Annotated in this window: 11 protein-coding genes; 6 read left to right on the top strand and 5 right to left on the bottom strand. The window is 42.7% G+C overall.

The genetic code is table 11. The features are described 5' to 3' along the window. Positions 1-400 precede the first annotated feature (400 nt). Genes K333_RS0107820 through K333_RS0107805 form a run of 4 tightly spaced genes read right to left on the bottom strand, consistent with a single transcriptional unit; the run spans position 401 to position 4,110 of the window. Complete coding sequence (locus tag K333_RS0107820; protein ID WP_081657223.1) at positions 401-1,162, bottom strand: peptidylprolyl isomerase; 762 nt, start codon at positions 1,160-1,162, stop codon at positions 401-403. A 13-nt stretch (positions 1,163-1,175) separates the two neighbouring features. Then, positions 1,176-2,318, bottom strand: a complete 1,143-nt coding sequence (locus K333_RS0107815) for a cytochrome d ubiquinol oxidase subunit II (RefSeq protein ID WP_024990247.1) — start codon at positions 2,316-2,318, stop codon at positions 1,176-1,178. Beyond that, positions 2,315-3,889, bottom strand: a complete 1,575-nt coding sequence (locus tag K333_RS0107810; protein WP_024990248.1) for a cytochrome ubiquinol oxidase subunit I — start codon at positions 3,887-3,889, stop codon at positions 2,315-2,317. The genes K333_RS0107815 and K333_RS0107810 overlap by 4 nt, the downstream gene beginning before the upstream one ends. 5 nt (positions 3,890-3,894) lie before the next feature. Next, positions 3,895-4,110, bottom strand: a complete 216-nt coding sequence (locus K333_RS0107805) for a DUF4492 domain-containing protein (RefSeq protein ID WP_024990249.1) — start codon at positions 4,108-4,110, stop codon at positions 3,895-3,897. A gap of 173 nt (positions 4,111-4,283) precedes the next feature. On the opposite strand from K333_RS0107805, the gene K333_RS0107800 reads away from it, so the two are divergent. Genes K333_RS0107800 through K333_RS0107785 form a run of 4 tightly spaced genes read left to right on the top strand, consistent with a single transcriptional unit; the run spans position 4,284 to position 9,314 of the window. Next, the gene (locus tag K333_RS0107800; protein WP_024990250.1) at positions 4,284-5,864 is read left to right on the top strand and encodes a TolC family protein; all 1,581 of its coding nucleotides are present in this window, start codon (positions 4,284-4,286) and stop codon (positions 5,862-5,864) included. Between the two features lie 18 nt (positions 5,865-5,882). Further along, positions 5,883-6,866: an HlyD family secretion protein gene (locus tag K333_RS0107795; RefSeq protein ID WP_027452538.1), complete on the top strand. Its 984-nt coding sequence runs from the start codon at positions 5,883-5,885 to the stop codon at positions 6,864-6,866. A 19-nt stretch (positions 6,867-6,885) separates the two neighbouring features. Next, entirely contained in the window at positions 6,886-8,049 is a 1,164-nt protein-coding gene (locus tag K333_RS0107790) for an ABC transporter permease (RefSeq protein WP_024990251.1), read from the top strand. Beyond that, positions 8,049-9,314, top strand: a complete 1,266-nt coding sequence (locus K333_RS0107785) for an ABC transporter permease (RefSeq protein ID WP_024990252.1) — start codon at positions 8,049-8,051, stop codon at positions 9,312-9,314. The genes K333_RS0107790 and K333_RS0107785 overlap by 1 nt, the downstream gene beginning before the upstream one ends. A gap of 44 nt (positions 9,315-9,358) precedes the next feature. Here K333_RS0107785 and K333_RS0107780 read toward each other — a convergent pair whose 3' ends face one another. Next, complete coding sequence (locus K333_RS0107780; RefSeq protein WP_024990253.1) at positions 9,359-10,462, bottom strand: Mrp/NBP35 family ATP-binding protein; 1,104 nt, start codon at positions 10,460-10,462, stop codon at positions 9,359-9,361. A 116-nt stretch (positions 10,463-10,578) separates the two neighbouring features. Here K333_RS0107780 and K333_RS12105 point away from each other — a divergent pair, with 116 nt between their 5' ends. Both K333_RS12105 and trmB read left to right on the top strand, forming a co-directional pair. Continuing rightward, positions 10,579-12,471 (top strand): glycosyl hydrolase 115 family protein, encoded by a 1,893-nt coding sequence (locus K333_RS12105; protein ID WP_051230899.1) that lies wholly within the window; start codon positions 10,579-10,581, stop codon positions 12,469-12,471. An 11-nt stretch (positions 12,472-12,482) separates the two neighbouring features. After that, the gene (gene trmB, locus K333_RS0107770) at positions 12,483-13,253 is read left to right on the top strand and encodes a tRNA (guanosine(46)-N7)-methyltransferase TrmB (protein WP_024990254.1); all 771 of its coding nucleotides are present in this window, start codon (positions 12,483-12,485) and stop codon (positions 13,251-13,253) included. Positions 13,254-13,516 lie beyond the last annotated feature (263 nt).

The raw sequence follows: 13,516 nt of genomic DNA, 5'->3' as shown, positions 1-13,516 counted from the left end.
AACGATTATCCTTTATAGTTACCAAGTCTAAAAGCACCTTCAATTAATTGAACGGTTCGTTTTATTACCCAAGTTTTACATTTTTAATTATGTAAACTCGCTTCTTGTACTACTTCTCTGTTTATGTAAATCTTTTCAAAGAACTCTTTCTTTATGCGGCGAAAAGCCTTGTAAGACTCTTGCCTTACTCTTAGGATTCGAGCTTCAATTGTTAGGTTGTTGCCTTGTTCCTGAAAGCGAGTGCAAAGGTATAACTTTATTGCCAAACTGCCAAAACTTTCACGAGAAAAATTCGAGATTTTTGCAAAGTTTTCGTAATATTTGACAAATAAAAATAGAATATGGAATTTATACCTTTTATTATTTATGCGTGCGTGCGAGGCACCAAAAAATTCAAGACCTACCTTACTACAGTAGCCTTGATAATCCTCACATCCTCTTTTGGACGAGCCCATTGATCCGTTGCCACGTTTTGAATTCTGTCAACGACCTCCAATCCATCAACGACCTCACCAAATACCGTATACGTCCCATCGAGATAAGGCACACCACCCTTTTCAAAATACGCCTTACGAATTTCAGGAGTATACTTTAGAGAATCGTTCGAGATGCTATCGAGATCCTTTTGGTAAGCATCCATCTGATAATCAGTATAACGCTTGCCCCAGACAATATAAAATTGAGAGCCCGAAGACTGGCGCGTAGGATTCGTATCATCCGATTCGCGAGCAGCAGCAACAGCCCCACGCTTATGATAATATTTAGGGAACAAGATTTCTGCAGGAATGAACTTTCCTCCAACCTGATGGCCTCCAAGCACTTCACCAGCCTTAGCCACTTTACTATACGGATCGCCCGTCTGAATCATAAAGTTAGCGATGACACGATGCCAAAGCATGCCATCAAGTTCATGATTGCGCACCAGTCTAAGCATATTGTCGCGATGCTTCGGCGTATCCTTATAGAGGATAAAGCGAATATCGCCCATTGAAGTTTGCAACAAGATTTCGTGCTGTACCGTATCAGGAGCAACAGATTTCTCAACCGTTTTCTTAGCAGGAGCTTTACGATACGGTTTTACAGGTAGAAGGTCATTTGCCATGACAGGCGAAAGGACCATCGTAAAGAGTAACAGAAAGAATGTCTTTCTCATCATTTTCATTTTATAAAACATACTAATAAACATCGCCCCGCGATATCTCGCTACGGTCGATTTTCTTTTTATCGATAGAACGCCAAGCATACACGATATAAGCTAGGACGAACGGCACCAACAATGATACCACAAACATCGTACGAAGTGTGAACTCGCTCGACGAACTATTGACAATCGTCAAACTGCTCTGTAAATCTGCATTAGACGGATAATAAGCCGTATTGTTCCATCCGACAATGAGGAAAAGCACGAGTACGACCATCACTACGCCTATGCCGACAAACCAGATACCACGCTCAAAACCACTCTGCATGATTGTGCGGATGATACCATATAATAATAACGCGACACCAACCAGAAATATTATAAGTAAAGGCCACATCTCGATAAAATTATAGAGATATTTCATCGGTTCGAGCATGATCACCCCCGAAATAGGGTCATAAGCATAACCATCTTTGAGAAGAATATGAATAAGAAAGATGAGAAAGAGCGCAAGGAAAATACCAGAGACATATCCTAGATTCCGGCGGCAACGACTATACAGAACCTCGTCGTCGATATTATTTATCAAATAAAGTATACCGAGAATCATCGAAAGCGCCACAATAGCCACACCAAGCACGACATTCCAAGGATCAAGCAAAGCATCAAGACCACAACTAGCATTTGTCCAATGGCTAATCACAGGTTGAAAACTGTCCACGATATTCATTTTATCGACCACGAAATTGCTGCCATTAAAAAATGTCGCCACAGCCCCACCCAAAAGCAACGGTCCGACGATACCATTCACAACAAGACACACCTGAAAGGTTTTTACTCCAAGAAAATTCCCCAGTTTGTTTTGGAATTCATAACTTACAGCTTGTACCACAAACGAGAAAAGGATGAGCATCCACAACCAATAAGCCCCACCAAAACTGGTACTATAAAACAAAGGAAAACTTGCAAAGAAAGCTCCACCAAAGGTAACAAGAGTGGTAAAAGTAAATTCCCATTTACGCCCAGTCGAATTGATCAGCAATCGACGTTCTTCGGGTGTTTTTCCTAAGACAAATATCAAACTATTGGCTCCCTGAACAAACAAAAGGAAGACCAGCAAGGCTCCTAACAGACTAATCAGGAACCACCAATATTGTTGAAGAAATGTGTAACTCATGATTCAGAATTTTGATTGTTCGACTCTACGATAGAATGTTCCGGTCCTCGCTTGATTTCCTTTAGCATGATGCTGATAGCGACAGCCAGCATCGTAGTAAAGAGGACCAAGAAGATAAAGAATGTCAGAGCCACCGAACCGGCACGAATATCACTCACGGCAACCCATGTAGGAAGCATATCCTGTATCGTCCACGGCTGTCGACCAAACTCCGCTACCATCCATCCGCACTCACTGGCCAGATAAGAAAGAGGAAGTAAGAACAAAGCCAAAGCATAATACCAACGGAAGCGAATTGCAGATAAATCCTTACGATAGACGAGGAAGAGCGAAACTGCAAAGAACAAGATGAGCAAGCACCCTACTCCCACCATGATGCGGAAACACCAGAAATTGACCGGGATAAACGGCACAATCTGATCAGCCGACTTCACATACCCATAACCGAAATACCTGATATTTTCAGCGATAACCTGTCGATTAACCTTACTTGTATCCCCTTTGCGATAACGAGAGACAGCCACGATAGCCTTCTTACCCATCTCGATTTTCTGTTTGAGCGAAGGCTCGCAAGTACCATCCGGCATAACATATCCATTGATAATATCATTCACCCCCGGAACATATCCATGCATATCATGAGTAGCCAAGAACGAAAGCATATGAGGGACGGCAATCCTCATTGGCGGTTCCTCTTTGTTGGCATAATCAGCCTGAACAAAAGGGTTCACCCAAGCCACCCCCGTTAGTCCTTGGTCAACACCTCCATGATAGAGAGCTTCCATCGCAGCCAACTTCATCGGTTGTGTGCGAGCCACCATATAGGCAGAATGATCACCCGTCATCAGCACAAGCAACGAAGCAGCAATACCAACCCACGATGCTATCTTGATACTCTCGACAGCCAACTTCACCTCGCGCTTATGCCATAAATACCAGCAACATACCGCGATACAGAATACCGAACCAATAATCCAAGTAGAAGTAACCGTATGGAAGAACTTATCCACAGCAAAAGGCGACAGGGCAACATTCCAGAAAGAGTTCATCTCGAAGCGCATCGTATCAGGATTAAAAGTCTGACCGATAGGATCTTGCATCCACGAATTGGCTACAAGTATCCACCATGCAGAGATTGTGGCGCCAATACCCGTAAGCCAAGTAGAAGCAAGATGAAAACTAGGCGAAACTTTCTTCCAACCAAAGAACATAACAGCCACAAAAGTAGACTCCATAAAGAATGCGACAATACCTTCTATGGCCAAAGGTGCGCCAAACACATCACCCACGAACCACGAATAATTACTCCAATTCGTACCAAACTCAAATTCCAGTATGATACCAGTAGCCACCCCCATGGCGAAGTTAACGCCAAAGAGTTTCTGCCAGAATCGAGAGACATCACGCCAGAATCTTTTCTTTGTGCGATAATAGCAAGTTTCGGCGATGCCCATTATCAGAGCCAGTCCCAAGGTGAGCGGAACAAAGAGCCAATGATAAATCGCCGTAAGAGCAAACTGAGCTCTCGACCAATCGACAGTAGTCGAAGTTATTTCCAATACATTTATCATAGGAATTATTCTTTTAATATTTTACTACTAACAAATTCATCTTCGTGACCTTTCTGAGCATGCTCTCCGATGAAGTCAGGAAAGAAAAATAATTTGAGAACGAAAAAGATGATAATTAATTTAATAATGATGACGACCCAAAGAGTCCTTCCCCACGTAAGATGTTTAAAACCATCCACATAGAGATCACAGACCCGAAAGAAAAAGCCGCATCTTTTCATAAAAAATAATAATATATGTTTAATACTTTGAGGCAAATATAAAAAATTAACTGAAATGTTGTTCTATTTTTCCATAAAAATGCTAAAATTTAATTTATTAAAGGTTTACAGAAGCTTTTTCTTTGCAATTTAATAAGAAAAGGTGTATTTTTGCATTAGCTTAATTTTGAATAATGAATAGAATATTTACATTTGCTTTGCTACTATGTGCTGTTGTTCCAGCATCTGCCCAGGGTGTATTAACTCTGGACAGTTGTCGTGTTCTTGCATTGCGCAACAACAAACAGCTCAATGCTTCAAGGTTGAAACAGGAAGTAGCGACCAATATCCGCAAGGCTGCGCGAACAAAATATCTGCCAAAGATAGATGCTATTGGCGGATATCAATATTTCAGCCGACAGATATCATTACTCAGCGGGGCCCAACAAGATGAGATCAGCAATCTAGGTACAAGCATGGCCGGCGCAGGCGCACAGGCTTTCGGATCGCTTGGTGCTGATTTGCAATCCAAGTTATCTAGTGGCATTTCTTCATATCTTACGAGCCTAGTACAACAAGGTGTCATAGATCCTACTACCGCACAAAAGATTGGACAACAAGTAAGTGGAATCGGCACACAGATAGGCACTCAGATTGGCAACGAACTGGGTAATACCGTAGGCAATAGTATCGCACAGTATGGCAATCAAACCGGTAAGAAAATTGTAGATGCCTTACATACAGACACACGAAATATATGGGCCGGAGCTATCTTGGTGAGACAACCTATTTTCATGGGAGGTGCCATAGCGGCAATGAACCGTATTGCCGAAATCGGAGAAAACATCGCGTTGAACGATCTTGATTTCAAACAGCAGTCTACCCTTTATAGTATCGATCAGGCTTACTGGATGGTTGTTTCGCTCAAACAGAAACAGAAGTTGGCTTACAGCTACCGTAATCTCATCAAGAAGCTCGACAAGGATGTACATAAGATGATCAAGGAAGGTGTAGCCACCAAGGCACAAGGCCTGAAAGTTGATGTGAAAGTCAATGAGGCCGAGATGCAATGCACCCAAGTTGATGACGGACTAACCCTATCAAAGATGTTACTCTGCCAACTGACAGGCCTTCCTATGGACAGCAAGATTACATTAGCCGATGAAGACATCGAACATTTAGACATCAAGACATCAAATGTCACGTCAAACACAGATTCAGCCTACACGACACGTCCGGAGATAAGAATGCTCCAGAACGCTGTAGATGTAAGCGAACAGAATACCAAGATCGTAAGAGCAGCATATTTACCACATATAGCACTTACCGGAGGCTATCTAGTTTCCAATCCGAATGTATTCAACGGATTCCAAAGAAAATTCGATGGCACATGGAATGTTGGTGTCACCGTTCAAGTACCCGTATGGAATTGGATGGAAGGAGCCTACAAGGTACGCGCAGGCAAGGCTGCAACGGCCATTGCCCGCATGGAGTTGAATGATCTGCAAGAGAAGATACATTTACAGGTAAATCAGAGTCAATTCAAACTGTCGGAAGCCAAGAAACGTTTGAGGATGGCAGAAAAGAACACGAAAAGCGCCGAAGAGAATCTACGTTGTGCGAATCTCGGATTCAAGGAAGGCGTGATGGGTGTTACAGAAGTCATGGCCGCCCAGACAGCATGGCAACAAGCACAGAGTCAGAAAATTGACGCACAAATCGACGTGAAACTTTCACAGGTTGGTTTACAGAAAGCATTGGGAACATTATACTAACAAAAAAATATTAGCTTTATGTCAGCTAAAACACAACATAACAATATACTTTTGGCCGTGATTGGATTTGCACTGGTCGTAGTAATCGTGGGATTGATAGGATTTGCCGTATATGGGAAAGACGACGAAACCATCCAAGGCGAAGTAGAAGTAAGTGAATACAGAGTAGCATGCAAGTTACCCGGTCGAGTGGTAGAGTTGCGTGTCAAGGAAGGAGACTACGTTCATGTAGGCGATACGCTCGCAATCCTTCAGATACCAGAAATCGACGCACAGAAGAAAGTAGCCGAGGCTACCAGTGAAGCAACAGAGGCTTTCCAAGACCTTACCGATGCCGGTGCTCGCAAAGAGACTATTCAGAGTGCTTACCAAGTAGTGATGACGGCTCAGTCGGGATATGACGTTGCCAAGAAGACATATACCCGAATGCAGCACCTTTATGACGAAGGTGTCGTAAGTGGGCAGAAACGCGATGAAGCATTTGCTGCATACAAGGCAGCCGAAGCTCAGGTAAAGGTAGCTCAAAGTCAATATAAATTGGCCAAGAGCGGTGCCCGAGAAGAAGAGAAACGCATTGCTGCGAAGAATGCCAAGGCTGCTGCCAGTGCTGTAGGCGTAGTAAGTTCTCTGCTCAAGGAGACCGTACAGATTGCTCAAGTAGAGGGAGAAGTCAGCGCCATTTATCCGAAAGTTGGCGAGCTTGTAGGACTTGGTTCTCCTATCATGAGCATTTCCATGATGAACGATATGTGGGGAACCTTCAATATCAGAGAAGACAAGCTGAAAGGAATGAAGGTTGGTGACACCTTCAGAGTATTGGTTCCTGCCTTCAACAAAGAGATGGACATGAAAGTATATAATATCAAGGACGAAGGAAGCTATGCTGTATGGAAAGCCACAAAGACCACAGGGCAGTATGATTTGAAGACCTTCGAAGTCAAGGCCCGCCCTATCAAGAAGTTTGAAGGTCTCCGCCCTGGTATGTCCCTTATTATAAAATAGGTTATCCAGAAATTCCAAAATGCTAAAGCGAATCTATCATATAGCATTACGCGAATGTGGCATCATGTGGAAGAACCCAATCTATGGATTCTGCATGGTGATATTCCCTATTGTTATCATATTCTTCTTCACCTCGCTGATGAGCGCCGGCGTCCCAACGGATTTGCCATGTGGTGTAGTTGATGCCGACAACACAACGACTACCCGTGCCATGATCCGAAAGTTGGATGCTTTCCAAACCACAAAGGTTGTCAGTCATTACCAAAACGTTAACGAGGCACGAAATGCTATACAGAAAGGCGACATCTATGCTTTCCTATACATTCCAGAGGGAACGACGTCGAAATTGATGTCGGGTGACCAACCAAAGATTTCTTTCTATTATAGCAATGTAACTCTTGTTGCCGGTGGAAACCTCTACAAGGATCTGAAGACCATATCGACATTAGGTTCAGCCGCGGTAGGCATCAAAAAGTTATTAGCCATCGGAAAGACAAACCAAGAAATCAGCGACTTCCTACAACCGATAGCCATAGACCTACATCAGACAGGAAACCCATGGAGCAACTATAATGTATATCTCAGCACCACGATGATACCGGGTTTGCTCATGCTCTTTATATTCCTGATCACACCATACTCCATCGGAACAGAACTCAAATTCAAGCGTTCTCGAGAATGGATGGCAATGGCCGACAACAATCCATGGCTGGCAATAGCAGGCAAGATACTACCGCAAACCATTGTATTTCTAACCATCTTCTATGGTTTTGAATTCTATATCTATTACATCCTAGGATTTCCACATCCCGGTGGCATCATACCAATTCTTCTCATCGGCTTACTCGCTGTTTTGTCTTGTCAGGGATTTGGAATTTTCATCTTTGGCCTGATGCCGTCACTCCGTATGTCGATGAGTGTATGTTCACTCTGGTCGGTGGTCAGTTTTTCTGTCTGCGGAGCCACATACCCAGCATTTGCAATGAATCCGTTCATTGAGGGATTAGCCTTCCTATTCCCTTTACGCCACTATTACATGATCTATCAGATGGGCATATTAAACGGATTTCCGCTTACCGATTGCTGGTTCTATATCATGACTCTGTGCATATTTGCCATGCTACCATTGTTCACGGTCAAGAACATCAAGAAAGCCATGTTACTATATGTATATATACCATAATGAATAAAGAAGGATTATTATATAAGATATCCGAAGGCATACAGGATATGTGCTATATCTGGAGCAAGGAGATACGTTCTACCATCAAGGACGAAGGTGTACTTATCTTCTTGATTCTGGTACCGTTAGCTTATCCACTCCTCTACTCGTGGATATACAACAACGAGGTGGTAAGAGATGTCCCTACGGCTATCGTAGACTTATCACATACACAGACCAGTCGTGAATTCATCAGAGAGTTTGATGCCGGTCCAGAAACCAAGGCTGCTTACTATTGCAACTCACTGGATGAAGCAAAAGACTTGATACGCAAACAGGTGGTACACGGAATTCTATACTTTCCAAGTGATTTTGAAGACAACTTGTATCGTGGAGAGCAAAGCAAGGTAAGTGTATATACAGATATGAGTTTGATGCTTACCTATAAGGCAATCTATGGACAAGCACAAGCTATAGCCTCACACATCAATACAAAGATACAGATATCAAAGTCAACAACAGCTTTTACCAATCGTGACGAAGAGATAACGACCAAGCCGCTAGACTTTGATGAAGTACCAATATTCAATTCTACAGGCGGTTATGGCAATGCCATTCTTCCTGGTGTATTGATTCTTATCCTACAACAGACTCTGTTGCTGGGCATTGGCTTATCAGCAGGTACGGCTCGAGAGAACAACCGTTATCAGGAGCTCATCCCGATCAGCAAACATTACAATGGCATCTTCAGAATCGTGTTTGGAAAATCGATGTGCTACCTGATGATATATGTCGTCATGTCAGCCTATATTACCCTCTGCGTACCAAGGTTTTTCCATTTCACGACACTTGTACAGCCGTGGCCTTTGTTCTCACTCATGCTCCCATTCCTATTAGCGGTAATATTCTTCGGGATGGCCTTGAGTTGCTTGGTGAGATATCGAGAGAATGTCATGCTACTGGTTGTATTTACCTCGGTACCACTCCTCTTCATGACAGGTATATCATGGCCACTCAGCAATATGCCAGGTTATTGGAAGAGCATTGCGATGATATTCCCTTCGACATGGGGAGTACGCGGATTCCTCAGCATTAGTAGCATGGGAGGTAGCATCGAAGATATACAGGACGAAATCATGATACTCTGGTTCCAGGCCGTATTATATTTCTTCATCACATGCGCTGTATATCGTTACCAGATCAATCACACCCGAAAGCATGCAAACGAGAAGATCATGAACGTAAGGGCAAAAGCAAAAGAGGCTATGAATCGTATAGACTCATAACCTCTTTGACGAATTTTATCTTTACAGTCGTTCAGACTCACAAATCAGTTGTTGTGAATCTGAACGATTTTTGTTTTTGGCTTTTCCTTATTACGACGATTGGTAACGGTAACCACCGCCTGTGCAAGGCTCAAGAACGCCTGTCCCGTTACCGTATCTACCTTTGTAGCCGCAGGAGCTCCATCATCGCCACTCTCACAGATACTCTGTACGAGTGGAATCTGAGCCAACAAAGGACATCCCATCTCGGCAGCGAGATTCTTGCAACCATCCTTACCAAAGATATAATACTTGTTCTCAGGCAATTCTGCCGGGGTAAAATAGGCCATATTTTCGATAAGTCCCAAGATAGGAACATTCACTTTATCATTACGATACATATCTATACCCTTACGCGCATCTGCAAGGGCTACCTTCTGAGGGGTACTTACAATCACAGCACCTGTTATAGCGAGTGTCTGCAATAAGGTAAGATGTATATCACTTGTGCCAGGAGGGGTATCAAGGATGAAATAGTCCAAATCGCCCCAATCGGCATCACCGATCAACTGCTTCAAGGCACTCGTAGCCATACCGCCACGCCACAGTGTAGCCTTATCAGGATCTACGAAGAAACCAATACTCAGCATCTTCACGCCATACTTTTCAATAGGTTCGATAAGATTTCTGCCATCTTTCTCGACCCCGCAAGGACGGGCATCCTCAACACCAAACATCTTAGGCATTGAAGGACCGAAGATATCGCAGTCCAATAATCCTACCTTATAGCCCAACTTAGCCAGCGCAATTGCGAGATTGGCAGAGACCGTACTCTTACCGACACCACCCTTACCGGAACTTACAGCAATAACATTCTTTACCTGAGGCAGCATCTTGCCCGGTTCCGGACGCTTGGCTGATTTATACTCCAGATTTATTGTCACCTGAACATCAGGAGAAATATGATAATGGATAGCAGCCTCGGCAGCCTTCACCGTAGATTTGAGGAAAGGATCTGTATCACGAGGAAAAATCAGAGTAAAACTTACCGTCATACCATCGATACGAATACTGTCGGCCAGCATTTCACTTTCGATAAGATTTTTCTTTGTACCTGGATAAATCACCGTAGCCAGGGCATCAGTTATCAATTTTGGATATAATGTCATACGTTTAATTTTTGCCACAAAGTTACCCATTATTTAAAGAAATAGCAAATAAAAACTAATTTATTTCAGTAAATCACTGTTTTTCAGTAACTTTGCAATCAATGAATTTGCAATCAATGAGAATAAAAAATATACTGTTCTTGGGACTTTTGCTTTTTAGTTCCATTCACTCCAAAATTTCTGCAGCCGACCTGATTTGGTATAATGGCAAATATGCAGTAAGCTATAATGTACAGAAAAAAGTTTCACCTGTTGTCCGTGAGGCTGTCAACATGTTTGCCAGCGATATGGAAGCTAAGACCGGCCATAAGGCGACCGCTCGGAATAACGGAATCATCGACATCTATCAGTTGGACATGATGTCGAATAAGGAGTTCAAGAATCTGGAAATTTATCATATCTCCTACCAGAATTTCATTGCCAAGCCCGATGCCTTCTATTTAGGTGTAAGAAATGGCAGAATCGTAATTGTAGGAAGCAACGCTATCGGTACTGCTTATGGCATACTGGAATTATCCAGAATGGCCGGTATCTCACCATGGATTGACGTGACCAAGGCTATGCCAAAGAAGGTAAGGTATCTTGCCATCGATAAATCTTTCCAGACCACTCAATGGCCATCGGTAACTTATCGTGGCATCGCTCTGCTCCCTAATGGCAAGGAAACTCTTAAGATCGAGGACTATCAGAAGATGTTCCGACTCCTCGTCCGACTTCGGGGCAATTGCATCATGGCAAACAATCGTTCTGAGGAAAGACTCATCTGTAGCAAATCTTTCAGAAAGATAGCGGACAACTATGGCATACAGACACTCGACTATCAGAGCTCGAAACATCCGGTCTTCGTAAATCTTGGATATATCTCGGAAAGGGAAAATGATATCAACGTTTCGTCCGTACAACCGGGTGTGGTGTATGAACAGTTGCAGAATGCCATCGATACGCATGATACAAAGATGTGGATAACCAGATGTCACCATCCTAAGGTTGCCTCTTACGATCTGTCCCTCATCATGGATATGGCATGGAACTCTCAATATGTGAATGCACAAAATCTGGAGGCGCACTACAAGAACTGGCTCACCCAGTTGTTTGGTGACTTGGTGGCTCGTAAACTCTTGCCGCTGATGAGCGACTATTATCGTCTGATCGGAATATGCAAACCGGAACTTCTTGCTCATGCAGATTTCAATGAGAGTGAATTTGGTAATGAGTTAGAGAGATATATTGCAGCATATCAGGATTTAAGTCGACGAATAGAAAGTATAGATCGTCTGGTAGATTCTGACAATAAGATTGCTTATTTCGCCACCATCAAATATCCTGTCATTGCTGCAGCAGCGACGACAGAGATGAACCTCGAGGCTCAAGAGGCACGCAACATTGCCCGTCCGGGATTATTCTATAAGGATGAGGAGGCTTTAGCTGCAGCGGCCAACAGTCTCAAGGCCTATCAAAGACTAAAAGAAATCAACGATCCTCTTGGCATCAAGAGTGTCGAACCTATTCTCCCTGGCAAGTTAACGGATAAACAGGTGAAGCAATATGCGACAACCAATCAGTATGACTTGCAGCCGCTCAGAAAGCAGTTGGGCAACTGTATTGCGCTCAATGCCATCTCGTACGCATCCGGGCCTGCAGAGATTACTACCATTCCGATGTTGGGTCATAGCAACAATGCCGTTGTACTCCATCAGAACGATGTGCTGGAATACACTTTCAACACAAGACAAGAGGGGGTTCATGCCATCCGAATAGCTACCATCCCGAATGTTACCAACCAGATACAAATACGTGTGGATTTTGGTAATTGGGAGACCATATACATAGACCCAAGCAAGAAAGATTTTGTTAGAGGACAGGTTATCTCTACCATCAACAAAGATCTTTACGTGGGTAGTCACCATATATATATCAAGGCGGCCAGCAATCGTGTCATTCTCGACCAAATCATGTTCGATCATGATCCTAGCCGTATCTTTTATGTAATTCCAGTAACATCATATTAAGTATTAACATTATGGGAAAAGGAAAACTCGCCAAATTTGCCGAGATGGAAACTTTCGAGAATGTTTTTCAATATCCATTCTCTGTCATCAGTAATGAACCTTTTGCGATGAAAGGTCATTGGAACGAGCAATACTTCAAGAACAACAACCCTATCGTCCTCGAATTGGGATGTGGTAAGGGTGAATATACTGTAGAGTTAGCTAAGCTATACCCTGACATGAACTTTGTCGGTGTTGACATCAAGGGTGCACGCATGTGGACAGGAGCAAAGCAGGCGATCGAAGCCGGATTGAAGAATGTCGCTTTTCTGCGTACTAATATAGAAATCATCGACCGTTTCTTCGGATTGGATGAGGTGAGCGAGATTTGGCTTACCTTCAGCGATCCACAGATGAAGAATGAGCACAAGCGTCTTTCCAGTACTTTCTTCATGGAGCGATATCGCCACTTCTTAAAGGATAATGGTATCATTCATCTGAAGACGGATTCTAACTTTTTATTTACATATACCAAATATATGGTTGATGTCAATAAATTGCCGGTAGTATTCTCTACCGATGACTTATACCACACAGAGGGTATCGATGATAAGACTCGCAAGATTTTATCTATCCAGACCTATTATGAGAGTATGTGGATAGAACGTGGCCTCAACATTAAGTATATAAAGTTCCAACTTCCTCAAGAGGGGGAACTGAAAGAACCTGAAGTAGAAATTGAACTCGATGATTACAGAAGCTATCATCGAGATAAACGAAGCGGAAACGATACGCACAAATAAAGCGTCATTTTAATTCTGCATATTACAAAATAAGGTTCGTCTGATAAATACATTGATTTTATCGACGAACCTTATTTTTTACCGCAAGCCAGCAATATTTTAGTTAAAAAGATAAAAAAAACGTCTTTTTTTTTGGAACTTATTTAGTTTTTTTTATAATTGCCGTTACAAAAATAAGAACGCATAAACATCTATAAAATTAACAAAATTGCTTATTCTTTACGCAGTAAGAACTATAGACTATGGCAACATAGCAATAATTA

The organism is Segatella albensis DSM 11370 = JCM 12258 (assembly GCF_000426565.1).
In the GTDB taxonomy this organism is placed as follows: domain Bacteria; phylum Bacteroidota; class Bacteroidia; order Bacteroidales; family Bacteroidaceae; genus Prevotella; species Prevotella albensis.
The sequence above is the reverse complement of the archived record's forward strand: the minus strand, read 5'-3'. Positions and strand labels throughout refer to the sequence as shown.